The organism is Chitinophaga sp. Ak27 (assembly GCF_012726295.1).
Taxonomy (GTDB): Bacteria; Bacteroidota; Bacteroidia; order Chitinophagales; family Chitinophagaceae; genus Chitinophaga.
Genome location: NZ_JABAOB010000001.1, coordinates 52418 through 70258 on the forward strand (window position 1 = coordinate 52418; position 17841 = coordinate 70258).

The 17841-nt window shown below is 49.2% G+C and carries 14 protein-coding genes; 7 read left to right on the forward strand and 7 right to left on the reverse strand.

Translation table 11 applies throughout. The annotated features are described in order from the left end of the window. Positions 1-7: 7 nt before the first annotated feature. From HGH90_RS00220 to HGH90_RS00240, 5 genes are all read right to left on the reverse strand, one after another. Complete coding sequence (locus HGH90_RS00220; RefSeq protein ID WP_169190066.1) at positions 8-1351, reverse strand: MBL fold metallo-hydrolase; 1344 nt, start codon at positions 1349-1351, stop codon at positions 8-10. Between the two features lie 11 nt (positions 1352-1362). Next, on the reverse strand, positions 1363-1785 hold the full coding sequence (locus tag HGH90_RS00225; protein ID WP_247679950.1) for a DUF6691 family protein: 423 nt from the start codon (positions 1783-1785) through the stop codon (positions 1363-1365). 17 nt (positions 1786-1802) lie between these two features. Beyond that, a complete protein-coding gene (locus HGH90_RS00230; RefSeq protein WP_211172560.1) occupies positions 1803-2372 on the reverse strand; it encodes a YeeE/YedE thiosulfate transporter family protein in 570 nt (189 codons plus the stop codon). A gap of 75 nt (positions 2373-2447) precedes the next feature. After that, positions 2448-3248 (reverse strand): sulfite exporter TauE/SafE family protein, encoded by an 801-nt coding sequence (locus tag HGH90_RS00235; protein ID WP_169190067.1) that lies wholly within the window; start codon positions 3246-3248, stop codon positions 2448-2450. A gap of 44 nt (positions 3249-3292) precedes the next feature. After that, entirely contained in the window at positions 3293-3940 is a 648-nt protein-coding gene (locus HGH90_RS00240; RefSeq protein WP_168765507.1) for a Crp/Fnr family transcriptional regulator, read from the reverse strand. Between the two features lie 259 nt (positions 3941-4199). On the opposite strand from HGH90_RS00240, the gene HGH90_RS00245 reads away from it, so the two are divergent. From HGH90_RS00245 to HGH90_RS00255, 3 genes are all read left to right on the forward strand, one after another. Beyond that, on the forward strand, positions 4200-4406 hold the full coding sequence (locus HGH90_RS00245) for an alpha/beta fold hydrolase (protein ID WP_169190068.1): 207 nt from the start codon (positions 4200-4202) through the stop codon (positions 4404-4406). A gap of 227 nt (positions 4407-4633) precedes the next feature. Further along, the gene (locus HGH90_RS00250; protein ID WP_169190069.1) at positions 4634-5686 is read left to right on the forward strand and encodes a linear amide C-N hydrolase; all 1053 of its coding nucleotides are present in this window, start codon (positions 4634-4636) and stop codon (positions 5684-5686) included. 122 nt (positions 5687-5808) lie between these two features. Next, positions 5809-7668, forward strand: a complete 1860-nt coding sequence (locus HGH90_RS00255) for a tetratricopeptide repeat protein (RefSeq protein ID WP_169190070.1) — start codon at positions 5809-5811, stop codon at positions 7666-7668. A 137-nt stretch (positions 7669-7805) separates the two neighbouring features. Here HGH90_RS00255 and HGH90_RS00260 read toward each other — a convergent pair whose 3' ends face one another. Continuing rightward, complete coding sequence (locus HGH90_RS00260; protein WP_169190071.1) at positions 7806-8969, reverse strand: FecR domain-containing protein; 1164 nt, start codon at positions 8967-8969, stop codon at positions 7806-7808. A gap of 47 nt (positions 8970-9016) precedes the next feature. Further along, positions 9017-9595: an RNA polymerase sigma factor gene (locus HGH90_RS00265; protein ID WP_168765512.1), complete on the reverse strand. Its 579-nt coding sequence runs from the start codon at positions 9593-9595 to the stop codon at positions 9017-9019. A gap of 228 nt (positions 9596-9823) precedes the next feature. On the opposite strand from HGH90_RS00265, the gene HGH90_RS00270 reads away from it, so the two are divergent. Genes HGH90_RS00270 through HGH90_RS00285 form a run of 4 tightly spaced genes read left to right on the forward strand, consistent with a single transcriptional unit; the run spans position 9824 to position 17736 of the window. Further along, positions 9824-13303, forward strand: coding sequence for a SusC/RagA family TonB-linked outer membrane protein (locus HGH90_RS00270; RefSeq protein WP_248276949.1), 3480 nt, complete (start codon positions 9824-9826; stop codon positions 13301-13303). A 24-nt stretch (positions 13304-13327) separates the two neighbouring features. Further along, positions 13328-15271: a RagB/SusD family nutrient uptake outer membrane protein gene (locus HGH90_RS00275; RefSeq protein ID WP_169190072.1), complete on the forward strand. Its 1944-nt coding sequence runs from the start codon at positions 13328-13330 to the stop codon at positions 15269-15271. A 40-nt stretch (positions 15272-15311) separates the two neighbouring features. Continuing rightward, entirely contained in the window at positions 15312-16523 is a 1212-nt protein-coding gene (locus HGH90_RS00280) for a DUF5000 domain-containing lipoprotein (RefSeq protein ID WP_168765514.1), read from the forward strand. 19 nt (positions 16524-16542) lie between these two features. Beyond that, a complete protein-coding gene (locus HGH90_RS00285) occupies positions 16543-17736 on the forward strand; it encodes a DUF4998 domain-containing protein (protein ID WP_169190073.1) in 1194 nt (397 codons plus the stop codon). The last annotated feature ends 105 nt before the right edge of the window (positions 17737-17841 follow it).

Sequence of the window (17841 nt, forward strand, 5' to 3'; positions counted from 1 at the left end):
AACACCGCTAAGGCAGGAACGTTTTCACCGATTCTCCCAGGTCATACACAGCCGTTTTACCCTGCACGGCAGCAGCTACAATGCTACTGGCTGCCGCACTCCGGTAGCCACCGGCACAATGCACTACAATAGGCTTATCGACAGGGATGTCTGTGATACGTTCCCGCAGCTGGTCCAGCGGCAGCACGAGGGCGTTGCTGAACACGGGGGAAGTAGCTGCCTCACCCGCCATCCGTACATCCACGATGGTATATTGACCGGGATGCGCGGTAAAATCGGCCAGCGGCATCTGTTTCACTGTTACTGTTCCCCCGTTATATACGACGGCTGCTTTAATATTCACCTCGTACCCGATCTTAGCCGCTTTGCGGATCACTTGCTGTAACTGCTCCGTACCAGCCGCCAGCAGGTAATAGCGTTCTCCCGGCCCTACAATGCTGCCCAGCCAGGTTTCGAACTTACCGCCATCCTGCAGGTTGACTGCCAGCGAGGCATGCCCCTGTTTAAATATCGCTTCAGGACGGGTATCGATGATCAATACACCAGGTTCAAAAACCGGCTCCCCGGAGGCGATCACCGGTACCTTATTTAATTGCGCCTGCAACGCCGGCGCCCCGCTCCTGTTCAGCGATACGTCGTAAGGAAAATATTTTGGGATGAAAGGCTGTTGCGACAATAGCTCTTTAACAAATTCCGCTTCAGTATAATCTCCCAGGCTCCAGTTGCTCACCTTTTCGGCTGCAATGGTACTGCTATCGGCATCGCTGAGCGATTTTCCACAGAGCGTACCTGCGCCATGTGCCGGGTATACCAGGACATCGTCGGCCAGCACCATTAATTTTTCCCGGAGAGAATGATACATCTGTTTCGCCAGCTCCTCCCTGCCAGCTGTAATATTACCGGCCTTTTCGCGCAGATCAGGACGGCCACAGTCACCGATAAATAAAGTATCTCCTGTAAAAACAGCACTGTCCTGCCCCTTATAGGCCAATACGATGCTGATGCTATCCGGCGAGTGGCCGGGCGTATTCAGCGCCCGGAGGGTGATATCTCCCAACAATATTTCGTCTCCGTCATCAAAACCGGTATACGGGTATCCCGCACCTACCAGGCGGGAACAGTAAATGGCGGCACCGGTGGTATCCTGTAACTCGAGATGGCTGCTCACAAAATCAGCATGAGGATGCGTTTCAATCACCCCTACAATCTTCGCCTTCTGTTGGGCTGCGTAACCGAGGTAGGGGATTATATCCCGGGCCGGATCTATCAATACGATTTCATTGGTTTGCTCGCTGTAAATGGCATAAGAGTAATGTGCCAGCCCTTTATCTTCAAATTGTTGAATATCCATATCTATAGTATTTAATGAGGTAATTTTTCGCGAAACTTTCCATATACCCAGGTGCCGGCAATAGCGCTCAGCAAGGTAATAACGATCACCGTAGCACCGGTACCTATCTGTGCGAACAACGGGCCCGGGCAAGCACCCGTGATGGCCCAGCCCAAGCCAAATATGAGTCCGCCGTAGATCTGTCCCCGGTTGAACTTCCTGGACTGAAAGGTAACAGTTTCTCCCTGGATGGTTTTAATATTGAATTGCTTTATCATCCACACCGACAACATACCTACCAGCACGGCGCTGCCAATTACGCCGTACATATGGAACGACTGTAGCCGGAACATTTCCTGGATGCGGAACCAGCTGATCACTTCCGCTTTTACGAATATGACGCCGAATACCAGGCCGGCCAATAAATATTTTAACTGACTTAACGATTTATACATAAAACGGTTCATTAACATTAAAGTGCAAGTATCCAGGGCAGAAAAACGTTGGCCATCACCAATCCACCTATCATAAAGCAGATGGTGGCTACCAGAGAGGGCCATTGCAGGGTAGACAACCCCATGATTGCATGTCCGCTCGTACAGCCGCCGGCATAGCGGGTACCAAAACCTACCAGGAATCCACCTCCCGCCATCATAAGGAGTCCCCGTACGGTGAATAATGCCTGCCAGTTAAACAATTCTGCCGGCACCAGGGATTGATAATTAGTGATCCCATATCCCGCCAACTCTTTCGCCAGGGCGGGGTGTATGGTCATGGCCGCTGGGTTGGACAGCCACGCTCCCGCTACAATACCACCTAACAGGATGCCCCCTACGAAAAGGAGATTCCAGCTTTCGCTTTTCCAGTTGTATTGGAAGAAAGGAATTTTCGCGGGTACACAGGCCGCACAGATATGCCGCAACGATGCGCTGATACCAAAAGATTTATTGCCGATTAATAACAATACCGGTACTGTAAGCCCAATTAACGGCCCTGCCACATACCAGGGCCAGGGTTGCTTTACAAAATTAAATATATCCATTACTGTTGTATTTTTGCCGGTGCGAAATTGCGCGGTTCCTTTCAGGTGGTTGGTGACTTTTGTTACAGAATATATTTACTTGAATACAGTTTCCAGTACGATCACATAAATGCCCATTGCCAATACAAACCAGCCAAAGGCAGTTTTTAACTGCTGGCTGCCTATCCGGGTAGCCAGCTTTCCTCCCACTACAATACCTGCCACGGCGATAGCGGTAATAGCCAGTAATAAAGGCCAATGGATGTCCGGCAACGCCGCATCCCCCATAAAACCGATACTGGTGCTGAGGGTCATAATCAGTAAAGAGGTACCTACGGCCTTTTTCATGGGCAACCTGGCGAGCAATATCAAGGCAGGGATGATGAGGAATCCGCCACCGGCGCCCAGTAACCCCGTTACCAGGCCAATACCAATACCATAGCCTGCTAATGCCGCCTGCTTACTACCATTCATGGGCCCAGCGGGTATTTCCGCCACAGGCTGATGCCCGCGGATCATGAACACGGAGGCGGTCAGCATTAGTGCGGCAAAAAGCAACATGGTAGCCAGTTCCCTCGTAACAGGAACATCACTAATATAAAATAAATTTAAAGGGAGTGCCGGTATGAGCAAGCGACGGGTAATAAAAACAGTGACAATTGCTGGAACACCCAGCAACAGGGCCACCCGCACATCTACCTGTTTACGTTTGAAGCTGCCTGCAGCGCCAATCAGGCTGGTGGCGCCTACAATAAAAAGGGAATAACTCGTGGCCAGGCCCGGTGGGATACCAAACAGATAAACCAGCACCGGTAACGTAAGAATAGATCCTCCTCCCCCAATTAAACCCAGCGAAATGCCAATGAAGGCAGCCGCTATATAACCTATCATTTCCATACCGCAATATTACGGTGGGCGGCCGCCAAAGTTGGTGACTACGGTTACACAGCCAACACAGCAATATAACTCCGGTATAATTTCACCATACCTTTCTGCTCCATTTTCTTTAACAGGCGGGAAATCACCTCCCGGGAGGAGTTGAGGTCATTAGCAATTTCCTGGTGGGTTAACTTTAGCTCGCGGGTCTGTAACTGCCTGGATTGCTCACGGATATAGTTGAGCAGTCGTTCATCCATGCTTTTAAAAACGGTGCTATCCAGTACCATCAGCAACTCTTCAAAACGCCGGCGATAAGATTCTATCACAAACTGGTACCAGCTTTTATAATCTTTCATCAGGGCTTCCATATGTTGTACCGGTATCATCAGTACTACCGCATCCTCTACTGCTTTGGCCATTACCTCGCTGGATTTACCGGAGGCAATACAAACCATAGAAATAGCACAAGCATCGCCTGGCTCCAGGTAATACATAAAGAACTCACCCGCTTCCTCCCCCTCCCGGTACAACTTGATACGGCCTTCCAACACCAGCATGGTATACTTGATATACTGCCCCTGTTTCATGAGCACTGTACCGGCGGTTACTTCTTTCAACAGGCCTACGGCCGACAGGTGATCCCGCAATTGAGTGTCCAGCGTAGGGAAGTACCGGGTAAGATAATTAAGAATGTCTGCTTTCTGATCCATATGGCCCGTAAGTTACTAAATAAACGGTTGCCGGGGGTGGTGGGATAAATTCGTATGAGCGTCACCGGTATAGCGTTTTTCATTTCCCGGAAAATGGGATATCTGACACACGAAAAACATTGACGTAATCTTCCCTCAAATTGGCGTTTTTGCCCCGCCCCAGGGCTGCTTTTTGGCGTAAGTTTACGTTCGAAAACAATGCCTTATGATTAATCGTTCTTTATTCATATTAATCCTGTTAACATCCATCTTTACACGTATGAATGCTCAACACACTACCGGTCAATATGCCACTGTCAACGGCTTAAAAATGTATTACGAGCTGCATGGCGCCGGCTTTCTCCTGATATTAATACCTGGCGGCGGTTCCACCATTCAGAGTACTTATAGCCGGATCCTGCCCCTGCTGCTAAAAGTTACCAGGTCATTGCAGTGGAGCTCCAGGCGAAGTGTGCGCACCAGATAAACAAGGCCGCCTGCCTGATTATGTGGCGGACATCATCTTTACCTTCCTGCGACAACCATAATTAATCATGTCAACATCTATATATCGTACCTCCTGGTTACGCTTTATACTGCATTTATCACTCCGGTTTGCCCGCGCGCTGATGCATACCCGGCACTTATACTGAATCATTGAACTTTTGTGCAGGTAGCTTGTTTGAGAAAGTATTTAACCCTCAAATAGGTCTTATGAAACGCTATAAGCAACTTTCTTTACTCTTTGTATTGCTGTTAACGCCCTTGACTGTAAGAATGGCGATGGCCTGTACCCGCGTGGTATATAAGGGCCTGGATGGTATCTTGATGACGGCCAGGTCAATGGACTGGTCGGACGATATCCTGAGCAATATGTGGATTTTCCCCCGGGGCATGGAGCGTAATGGCGAAGTGGGCCCGGCCTCCGTAAAGTGGACCTCGAAGTATGGCAGCGTAATTGTTTCCGGCTATGATATTTCCACCACCGACGGTATGAATGAAAAGGGCCTGGTAGCCAATATTCTCTGGCTGGCGGAATCGGAGTATCCTCAATGGGACCACAAGCGCCCGGCAATGTCGGTAGCCATCTGGATGCAATATGTTTTGGATAACTTTACGACCGTAAAAGAAGTGGTGGCTGCCCTGAAAGCCGACAAGTTTGATGTGGTTACTGACAATGTGCCCGGACAGCCGAGACTGGCTACGTTACATTTATCTATTTCTGATCCTACCGGAGATAATGCCATTTTTGAGTACATCCATGGAAAGCTCGTGATTCACGAAGACCCGGCTTACGTGGTAATGACCAACTCCCCGATCTTTGAGCAACAGCTGGCGCTGAATGAATACTGGAAGCAAATAGGCGGCACCGTTATGCTGCCGGGTACTAACCGCGCGGCCGACCGTTTTGTGAGGGCCTGGTTTTATATCAATGCGATCCCTAAAACCAACGACGCACACCTGGCCGTAGCCAGCGTATTCAGCGTGATACGCAACTGTTCGGTGCCTTTCGGTATTACTACACCCAACCAACCCAATATTTCTTCTACGCGCTGGAGAACAGTAGCAGACCAGAAAAACCTGGTCTATTATTTTGAATCAGCGCTTACTCCCAACACCTTCTGGGTAAATTTCAAAGACGTAGATTTTTCCCCCAATGCGCCGGTAAAAAAATTACCCCTTACCAAAAACGAAGTATATGCCGGTAATGCTATCGCCTCATTCATAGACAGCAAACCTTTTAAATTCCTCGGATTAAATAATTAGTGCGACATCCATGTTATAAGGCCTCCGCCTATCCGGTGGCGGCCTGTTTTTATCCATTCTGATTTATCCCTATCTTTGCCACCCAATACCAACTTATATAGTTTTATAAACTCAATTTTTGAATGAAACCAATGGTTAACCGGTTTGTCGTAGCCCTGGCGCTCTGCAGCGCTATGTCAACAGTATTTGGTCAAAGTAACGACGCCGCAGGCAATGCGTTAACCCAGCTGACCGAAGGAAATTTTAAACAGGCAAAAATGCTGGCTACAACAGCTATGAGTGCAAATCCTTACAGCAGCCTTGCATACGCCATTCACGGCCGGGCCCTGGCCGCCGAAAACGACCTCACAGGTGCGCAATCTGACCTGGAAAAAGCGATCAAAATGAGTCCCAACAATGGCGTATACTATGCCTTTGAAGGCGCCAACCTGAAAAACCAGCACCAGGACGCCGCAGCTAATAAAGCGTACGATAAAGCGCTAAAATTGCTGGCCGCTCCCTCAACAGCCCTGGAATATTATGCCCGTGGCTCAGTATACGAAGTGCAGAAGAAAGAGGAAGCTGCCATGGCCGACTATACCAAAGCCCTGGAGCTGAATCCCCGCTTTGCCCTGTGCTATGTAAAGCGGGCCCGTATCTACGAAAACCGCAAACAGGTAGACGCCGCACTCACCGAGTATGGCAAGGCAATTGGCATCAACCCGGCTTACGCAGGCCCCTATTTTTTGCGGGGTAATATTTACTATGAGCAACAACAATACGACGCAGCCATTGCCGACTTCTCCAAGGCAGTGGAACTGGATCCCAAAGATGTAGATGCCTTGTTTAATCGTGGGGTGATGTATAAGAAAAAAGGCAACTACGATTTGGCGCTGGCAGATTACGCCAAGGTACTTATGCTGACGCCCAATGATGCGTCCCTCTATGGCAACCGCGGAAATGTATACCTGATGCAGGACAAAGCCAGCCTTGCTTTCAGCGATTATACCCAGGCTATTAAGCTCGATCCCAACAAAGCATCGTACCGCGTGAGCCGCGGAAATATCTACCAGCGCTGGGAGCAGGTGGATTCTGCTTTCAACGAGTATAACCGCGCCATTGCGCTGGACCCTCAATATGCCGATGCCTACCTGGAACGGGGAAATATCTACCTGAATAAACAACAATATGACCCTGCCCTTGCAGACTTCAATAAGGTGATAGCCATCGATCCTCACTCCTCCAACGGTTACCTGAACCGGGGCGTGGTGCATCACGATAAACAACAATACGCGGAGGCCATCAACGACTATACCAGGGCTATTGAAGCCGATCCGAAAAACATGCTGGCTTACCTGAACCGCGCCGATGCCTACGAGGCAACAGGCAATAACAAGTTGGCCAATGCAGACCGTAAGAAATACGCCGACCTCGGAGGTAAGTTATCGGCCACAGCAGTCAATACCCGAAAAGAAATATACCCTAAAGGCACTTTCGACCCCAAACTGGCCGAAGCGGCGCTGGGCCGGGGCCTATCAAAGATTGTAGGACGCGCCTGTACGAAAAAAGATGGGCTGATATTCAGTGCTGCCGGAGTAAAAGTAGTGCTGCTTCCCGTAACCCCTTACCTGGAAGAATGGTATGAATTACGTGAAAAGAAAGAAGGTAAAAACACCGGCGTGTATATGTCGAAAGAAGCCAACCAATACGCTATTACCGCTATCAGCGGTAGCGATGGCCGCTTTGCCTTCGAAGGCCTGAAGCCAGGTAAATATTTTATACAGCTGATTCATAGCTTTAACCAGCGCAAAACTGCCAGGATCTATACCGGTTCCGATTCCTGGCAAAATGGCCCTGTGCAGGAAATCACGAATTATTACTATGACCAGGACTACCTAGTAGCCCGCTCCCAGCGGTTAGAGAAATTTGTAGAGATAAAAGAAGATGGAGAAACGAAAAAAATTACGCTGGCGAATGGGCTGATTAAAACATGCGATTTTTAAGTAGCTGAAAGCCGAAGGCATAAAGCAAAAAGCTATTGTAGCGAATAACCAATGCGATTTTAGTATTCGCAAAGATGATTCGCTACAATAGCTTTTTGCTTTATGCTTTTCTAAATAATAGTCATAATGACTATTTATTAAAGAATATGTAATACCCCATCTGTCAGCTGATACCTGACATCTGTTGTTTTGGAGAGATTATCCATAAATTCCATCAGCCCGTCCTTCTTCACCAGGACGCCGGTAATGCTTACATTTTCTACGCCGGGCGTATTAAATACCACGTTGGTATCAAAGAGACGTTTGATCACGGCGGCAATTTCTTTCAGGGAACTGTTTTTGAAATAATATTTCCCTTCCATCCAGGAGAGGGTATTCCGGGGATTGAACTCACCTACCTGGAATCCTTTGCCGGAGGGGATATTCAGGGTTGCCTCATAACCAGGAGTTAACTGCACCGTTTCCCTGCTGGCCGTATTTTGCAACGACACCTTACCACTGGCCAATGAAATTTTTGGATGCGTATTCGTATAGGTGTTCACGTTAAATGTGGTGCCCAGCACATTAACGGATACCTGGCCGGTATGCACAATAAAAGGCCGGTTGGATTCTTTCTTCACGGTAAAATAAGCTTCCCCGCTCACAAACACTTCCCTGCTGCGGCTGTTGAATGCTACAGGGAAGCGGATTTCAGACATGGCATTCAGCCATACTTCGGTGCTATCTGATAAGGTGAGCTTATAATCTCTCCCAGCAGGCACCTGCAACCGGTTCATGGCCGTGCTGGTATCACTGACCCGCGCTTCGTACTGCATCCCCTGTGCCGACAAATGCATCTGTGCGGCGCCTACATGTAACAGGGGGGCCTGGGTAGTATCGGAAAGGTCGATGGTTTCCCCACTGGCCAGTTGCAAAACAATGCGCGGCTCCGCAGCCGGCTGATTATTTTGGGCCACCGGTGCAGCGGAACGGTCCGGGTAGAAAAGATAGGCCAGCACGCCGCCTGATATCAATATCAAAGCTATCGCTGCGGCGCGGGGCAGCCACCGGCGGCGAACAGCCCGTACTGGTGTTTCCTGAAAAAGGTGCCTGCGCGCTTCCCATAACTTTGCCTCATCCAGGGTGTCCAGGTATTGCCGGGCATCCGGATGATGCAACTGCTGTTCCAGGCCGTGAAAATGGCTGGCCACCGCAGGGTATTTTTCCATTAATTGCAGGAGCAGCTGGTCATCTGCCGGAGTAATATCTCCAGACAATTTGTCCAACATTAACTGTTCTATATATTCCTGGTCGGGTATCATTGGTTTGAAAAGCTTGAAAGATAAAAGGGTAACAGTGATAAAAACGTTTACTCAACAATAGGCCGGAACAGCTTATTACGCAGCGTCTTCACCGCAATCTTCAGATGGGTTTTGAGCGAGTTAACGCTGATACCCATATTATCTGCTACTTCATGATATTTTTTTTGCTGCATATATACCAGGGTAAATGCCCGCTGGCGCTGAGCCGGTAACTCTTCCAACAGCTCGTGCAACTGCCGGTGCAGCTGCTCCTGCGCCCTCCACCGGTCTTCCGGGTCAGATTCCTTCGACTCTAAATGGTAGTCCTGGCCTACCACCTCCGCATATCGCTCTATTCGTTTCAGGGCCCGCTGCTTCACTTTGTGGTAGTCGTTTACCTGGTTGCGCACAGATACCAGCAGGTAACTTTTTAAGCTGCCATTAATATTATGGTACAATGCCCGCTCCCAGATGCTGCTCAGTACAGATTGCACCAGGTCGTCTGCGTCGGTAGCATCACCCGTGCCCAGGTAAGCCCTCGTCCACATTAACCGGTAGTATTTCTTAAATATAAATTCAAACGCATCACCGGTATTCCCAGTCTTTAATAACGCAAGTATAGCTTCATCTCCCGGATACTCAGGCATAAAAATACTTTTTTTGGCTGCTTAATTATATAACGTGGCTAATCTGTTGGGATACAGTGGTTAAATATAAGGTGTTTGTTTGATAAAATGTTAATTTGACAATTATTATTTTTTTTGCCCCATTTTCCTTCACCCGGTTTCAAGTTGTGTCGTCTTATCGTAGTGCCACTCAAAATAAGGCATGTAGGTATTACCACGTTACAATTTACTGTCAACCAAACCAGGAAAATGAAAAGAAGTATCCCGTTACTGAAAACTACCAGGCGATGTCTTGCCGGCAGGAGTTACTTTATGCTCACTTTTTTGCTCTTTCTTTCTGTCCTAACACGGGGCCAGCAACCAGTTTCCCCCGCCCCCACTGTTACCATCAAGGGGAGTAACATGACCCTGGAAAGCATTTTCCAGGCCATTGAAAAGCAAACAGACTTCACTTTCTTTTACAGTGACGATCTGTTGAAACGCGAAGTGGTAGCCGGTCCGCTCGATTATACCCGGGCCAGGGTAACCACGGTACTGAACGATATCCTAAAAGAAAAAAGCTTATCGTATGAACTGAAAAAGAAGGTGATCTTAATCAAGCGGGTAGAAAAAACAGCCGCTGAAAGCAAGGCGGCCGGCATAAAACTGCGTGGAGCGCCCACCGAACACCTGGTATCCGGAGTGGTACTGTCGGATGATAAAACACCGCTGCCCATGGCTACTGTAATGCTGAAAGGCACTACCACAGGGACTAAAACAGACCAGGACGGCCATTTTACCCTGAAGCTGTCTAACGACAACAGCATATTAGTTGTACAATATGTGGGGTATATTTCCCGGGAAGTCCCTGTAAAAAGCGGGATCAATGCCTACGAAATATCTTTGTCGGCCAAAGACAACACTATCAAAGACGTAGTAGTGGTGGCCTATGGTACCCAGAAAAAAATCAGCATGGTCAGCTCCATCACGTCAATTGAGCCGAAAGAACTCAAGGGGCCTACCGGCAACCTCACCACCATGATGGCCGGTAGAATTCCCGGCGTGATCTCCTACCAGCGTAGTGGGGAGCCGGGCGCCGACAATGCCCAGTTCTTCGTCAGGGGCGTGGGTACCTTCGGAGCAGGAAAAGTAGATCCGCTGATCCTGATCGACAACATCGAATCTTCTTCCAGGGATCTCGCCCGCCTGCAACCCGATGATATTGCCGGCTTTTCGGTATTGAAAGATGCGACTGCTTCCTCCCTTTATGGCGCCAGGGGTGCTAACGGCGTGATACTCGTTACTACCAAAACAGGTAACCTGGGGAAAATGCGGTTCAACTTCCGCGCAGAAAGTTCCAACTCTGCCAACACTCAGAACTTCAAGCTGGCCGATAACATCACCTATATGAAATTGGCCAACGAAGCTGTATTGACCCGTAATCCACTGGGCGTACTTCCCTATTCCCAAAATAAAATTGACCACACCGCCGCAGGCGACGATCCGCTGCTGTACCCCAACAACAACTGGATACAACAGCTCATTAAAGACAACACCAATAACCAACGATATAACATTAATGCCAGCGGAGGATCTGAGCGGGCCAAATACTACCTGGCTATGACCTATAATATCGATAACGGTATATTGAAGGAAAATCCGCTCAATAATTTCAGCAATAACATTAAACTGCGCTCCTATTCTATCCTGTCTAACGTCACTTTAAACCTTACCAAATCTACCGAAGCACTGGTGAGCCTTAAAGGTCAGTTCGACGATTATAATGGTCCCATCGGCGGCGGCGCACGCACCTTTTACAACGCCATCTGGAGCAATCCTGTGGCATTTCCGGCGGTATATCCTGCAGAACTCATGCCCTATGCCAAACATCCATTGTTTGGTAATGCGCTCATTCCCGGTGGCGGAGGACTGTACGTAAATCCTTACGCCCAATCTATTTCCGGCTTCCAGGCTTCCAACAACAGCACCCTCACGGCCCAACTGAGTTTAAGGCAAAACCTGGAATCGCTTACGCCGGGCCTCTCCGCCAGGATGATGGCCTATACTACACGGTATGCCGATTTTGCGGTATCCCGTCAATACAGCCCTTATTATTATCAAACCAATGCCATAGATGGTAAATTCACCGGCTTAAGCCTCATCAACGATGGCGCCGTAGGCAGTATAGGCCCTACTCCCACCGAGTACCTCACCTATTCGCCCGGTGATAAAAACGTAAACACCACTACTTACGTAGAAGCAGCTGTAAACTACTCGAGGATATTTAATGAAAAACATGCTGTAGGCGGTATGTTGATCGGTACCATCCGCAATTTTCTTACCGGCAACGCGCCTTCCCTGCAGCTGTCACTGCCCGCCAGGAACCAGGGCGTATCCGGAAGGTTTACCTATGGTTACGACAACCGTTACCTGTTTGAATTCAACTTCGGCTATAATGGATCTGAAAGATTTGCTGCCAATCACCGGTTTGGATTCTTCCCTTCCATAGGTGGCGGATGGATTGCATCGAATGAAAAATTCTTTCAGCCGCTGGCTAAAACTATTGACCAGCTAAAGTTCCGCTTTACCTATGGCCTCGTGGGTAACGACCAGATTGGTAATGCCAACGACCGTTTTTTCTACCTGTCGAACGTAAAACTGGATGCTGCCAACGCCGGATATTTCGGTACCAATTTTAATTATAGCCGGCCTACCGTGGGCATCAGCCGGTATGAAAACAGGAATATTACCTGGGAGATGTCTAAACAAACCAACATCGGGATGGACTTAACCATCTTCAAAAACCTCACCTTAACCGTAGATGCATATGAACAACAGCGCAGCAATATTCTGATGGTAAGAAGTACGGTGCCAACTTCCATGGGATTGAGGGCCGACATTTCCTCCAATGCGGGTAAGGCTACCAGTAGGGGGGTAGATCTGATAATCGACTATCGTAAAACATTTAACAACTCCCTGTGGATACAGGGTCGCGGCACCTTTACCTACGCCAAAAGCAAACTATTGGTGAATGAAGAGCCACAGTACGCCGACAATAACCGCAACTTGTCGAAGGTAGGCAACTCACTGGGACAGATATACGGGCTGATCGCAGAAAAGCTGTTTGTAGACCAGGCTGAAGTAAACAACTCCCCTATGCAATATGGAAATATTATGGCGGGAGATATTAAATACCGGGACATTAATGGCGACGGGAAAATTACCAATGCCGATTACGTCCCTATCGGTCACCCCTATACGCCGGAAATCATATATGGCTTCGGCTTCTCTATCGGGTATAAAAACTTCGACCTGAGCACCTTTTTCCAGGGCTCTGCGCGGTCTTCTTTCATTATCAATTCCGCCAACACTACGCCGTTTTACCTGAATGGCGGTAACCAGAACGGCTTGCTGCAGGCCATTGCCGACAGTCACTGGTCAGAAGATAACCGCAACTCCTACGCGTTCTGGCCCCGGCTGAACACCATTATCTCGGAAAACAACAGTCAAACCTCCACCTGGTGGTTAAGAGACGGTTCCTTTCTCCGTATGAAATCGGCCGAAATCGGTTATAACCTCACCGGCAACCTGTTAAAAAAATTACGCCTGACCAGCGGCCGTATTTATGCGAATGGGCTGAATCTCTTTAAGATCAGCGCTTTTAATTTATGGGACCCTGAAATGGGGGATTCCGGCCTGGGATATCCTGTTCAGAAGGTATATAACCTGGGAGTAATGGTAGGTTTTTAACATTCAAAACAAAGACTGACGCACATGAACAAACATATCAACTTACATAGCACCGGCAAATATCTCTTCCTTTGCTCGCTGGGTGCCCTGCTATCGGTAATGTCCTGTAAAAAGGCATTCCTGGATGTAGTACCCGACAACATCGCCACCATCGACAATGCCTTTACGTCCAGAGCAGAAGCAGAAAAATACCTGTTCACCTGCTATTCCTATATGCCCGTCAACTACGATCCCACCTATAACGTAGGCCTTTCTGCCAGCGATGAGGTGTTTGTACTGGATCCAACCAATAATATACGTTCTACCAATGTATTGCGGTTGGATTATGGAGATCAAAATACTTCAGATCCTATTGCCAACTACATGACCGGCAACAGGGATGGCGTGGCCTGCTACCAGGCTATCAGGGATTGTAACATCTTCCTGGAAAATGTAGGCAACCCTGGCAAGGTGGCAGATCTCGACATAGATACCCGTACCCGCTGGATCGCAGAGGCCAAATTTCTCAAAGCCTATTATCATTTCCTGATGTTCCGCGCTTACGGACCTATTGCCATCATCGATAAAAACCTGCCGATCAGCGCACCGATCAACGACATGTACATCAAGCGCCAGCCGGTAGATTCTGTAGTGAGCTATATCAGCCACCTCCTCGATGATGCGGCCACCAACCTCCCGGTAAGCATTACCAATGTTTCATCGGAGCTGGGACGTATTACCAAACCTGCGGCCCTAAGCCTGAAAGCCAAATTGCTCGTAACAGCCGCCAGCCCGCTGTTTAACGGCAACTCCGATTTCGGGTCACTCAAAAGCAAAGATGGCGTACCGTTGTTCAATACCGCCTTCAGTGCCGCCAAATGGCAGCTGGCAGCCGATGCCTGTAAAGCCGCTATCGACCTGAGCGAGGCACAAGGTATTAAGCTTTACGTATTCCCCCAACAAACCGTACCTCTCAGCGCCACCACGATGACGCAAATGAGTATACGCAATTCCATGAGCGAGCCATGGAACAGTGAGCTGGTATGGGGCTCTACCAGCGGCGTTAGCTGGGGATGTACTTTCCTGCAACGTTGCGGCATCGGTCAGTTCGACTTTGCCAACGCAGTAGCCTCCAAAACCGGGGGCCACCCATTGCTGGGACCCACCATCAAAATGGCCAAAATGTTTTATACCAGCAACGGCGTACCGATTGATGAAGATAAAACCCTTGACTTTTCCAACATCGCAGCTTTGCGCATAGCCACCCATGCAGAAAGATTCAATATCCGCGAAGGAGAAACCACCGCCCGCCTGAATTTTGACCGGGAGCCCCGCTACTATGCCGACCTGGGATTTGACCGCGGCGTATGGTACATGGCCAACAGCCCCTCCAAAAGCGATGAAAACACCTTCTGGCTGATGGCCCGCGGTAGTGAACTGAGTCAGTCTTCCCCCGTACCCATTGCCGGATTCTATATGAAAAAAGTAGTGAACTGGCATATGGACTGGAACACCGTTACCTATCCTCCCTATCCTTATCCCGAAATACGGCTGGCCGACCTTTACCTCCTTTATGCCGAAGCACTCAACGAAGTACAGGGCCCCGGCGGAGATGTATATGATTACATGAACAGGATCAGGGCCCGGGCAGGATTGCAAAGCGTGCAAACATCCTGGACCACCTATAGCCGCAATCCTACTAAATACACCACCAAAGAAGGTATGCGTGCAATCATTCAACGGGAAAGAGCCATTGAGCTTTGCTTCGAAGGGCACCGTTACTGGGACCTGCTCCGCTGGAAAACAGCCGCACAGGAGCTGAGCGGCAATATCACCGGATGGGTAGTGAGTGGCAGAACCGCAGACTTGTATTACCGCGAAGTATCCTTTCTGTCCAGGCATTTTGTTGCACCCCGCGATTATCTCTGGCCGATCAAAGAAAGCGACCTGTTAGCTAACCCTAACCTGGTACAAAATCCCAACTGGTAATGATGGATGGAGGATGTATTTATCACTAAAAAATTAAGTCGTGAAAACAAGAAAATTAGTCGCCCTACAATATATCACCTGCTTGTTGTTCCTGCTATTTGCCTGCAACAGGGAGGACCTGAATAAACCTGTTACCACGAACACCCATGCACCTGGCCTGGTAACTGGTATCAGCGTAAACAATCAAAATGGAAAGGCGGTGATCACCTATTCGCTGCCGTCAGATGCAGACCTTTCCTATATCAAAGCGGTATATGAAACTTCCCCGGGACATCCGGCAGAAGCCAAGGCTTCCCACTACGTAAATTCCATCACCGTAGAGGGCTTCGGAGATACGCTGGCACATACCATTAAACTCTACTCCGTTAATGCCAGCGAAGTAGCGTCCGAACCAGTCGCCGTTACGGTGAATCCTTTAACGCCGGCTATCAATCTGGCTTTCAGATCGCTGTCAGTGCAGGCTACCTTCGGTGGTTTCAATCTCACCTGTAATAACCCTACCCTGGAAAACCTGGCCATTATTCCGCTGGTAGACAGTGCCGGCAATGGCAAATGGGTACAGACAGCAGGTATGGACAACGTATACAGCAACGACCCGGTTATTAAAAGCGCCGTAAGGCAACAGCCGGCTGTGACCCGGCAATACGCCTTTGTGGTGCGTGACCGGTGGATGAATTTCTCCGATACGATGCGCGTTTCGCTCACACCATTGTTTGAGCAGATGCTGCCTAAGGCTGAATGGAGTAACTACGTGCTGCCTCAGGACGCAGGCATCCTCAATAATGGGGGGCGTACCGACGTACCTTACATCTACGATGGCGACTTCCACCCCGGATGGCCACGCTGCCTCTTTACATTGGAGCAAGCCGGCAGTCCACAAACCGTTACGCTGGATCTGGGTAAAGCGCATATCCTGAGCCGTATGCAGGTGAACCCCTATAAGGAGCTCGGCAACAACTACTACATAAGAGGTAATGTAAAAGATTTTGAGATATGGGCATCCAACAGTCCTAACCTGAATGGTAACCTGGATGGCACCTGGATCAAGCTTACCACCTGTCACGTGATAAAACCATCAGGATCGCCCTATGCCACGGAAACAGCGGCAGATCAGAAACTGGCGTATGACGGCTGGCAGTTTGACTTTCCGGCCGGACAAACCGCTTACCGTTATATCCGTATCAGGAGCTTATCAAACTGGCAGGGATCTTACTTCATCAACATCGCTGAGTTTACCCTGTGGGGCAATTAGTCATACAAACCTTACGTACATGAAACAACATACCTACATATGGATATTACTGGTACTGGCTGTCAGTGCCTGCACCAAAATGGACGCCTACCGGGATAAATACATGGCCGGCGGAGCGATTACCTATCCCGGCAAGATGGACTCTGTACAGGCCTTTTCCGGGAAGAGCCGGGTCCTGATAACCGGGCTGTTTACTTCCGATCCTAAAATCACCAAATACCGCGTGTTCTGGAACAGCCGCCAGGACTCCACTGAAATTGCGGTAAAAAGGAGCCCTGGCGTAGACACCGCCCGGGTCTTTATTCCTGGCTTGCCGGAAGGGCTGATGAATTTTGAGATACGGACTTACGATAGCCTGGGAAATGTATCTATCCCTGTAAATACCGCTGCTAACGTATATGGCGAATTGTATGCTTCTGCGCTGATCAACCGGGGTATTACCAATACCGCCATACAGAACGATGGCTCTGCGCTGATTAACTGGGTAGATGTAAATGCCGACGCCGGCATTGTAAATGTACAGATCAGGTATACCGATAATGCCGGGGCGCCGCATGATACAATCATACCAGCTGTGCAAACAAATTTTTCTACGGTATTACCCAACTTTAAACCGGGTAATGGCATCAGCTACCGTACCGCTTATCTGCCCAATCCTACTGCGATTGATACCTTTTACGTGGACTTCAGCAACCACCCCATTAAGGCCGATGTAACCAGCTTATACCTGGGTAATACCGGGCCATTTGTACGCGCTACTTTCGATGGCGGCAGATGGGGTACCCTGGCGGCGCCCTGGATCACGACACCTAATGTGATCAATCACTCCGGGTATGGGGGATATGCGTCTGATGCCGGCGGCGTGCTGGTAATGGAATCCGGCTGGAGCGGTACTGCCAATATTATCAATGGGAAAATATACCAGACCGTTACCTTACCTGCAGGAAATTATATTTTCGTTGTGAATACCTACACTGAGGCCCTCGACCCGGTATACGTAGTAGCTGCTGCCGGCAGTACCTTACCCGATATCGCCGATCTGGCCAATGCCGCCGGGGTGGCGGCTTTCCCTACCTCCAGGTATGTAAACGCCACGATTGAATGCCCGTTCAGCATCAGCCAAACTACCCAGGTATCGCTGGGACTACTGGCCACGATGACCTCCGGCAACCAATACTGGCGGGTACCTTCCGTGAAGCTGATTAAAAACTAGCCCAGTCCTGTATTTAACCTAGCCAGGCTGTCTCAAAAGCAATTTTGAGGCAGCTTTTTTTATAGTTGCCGTGTACAAAAGCGGACAGCTTTTGTACCGAAAACG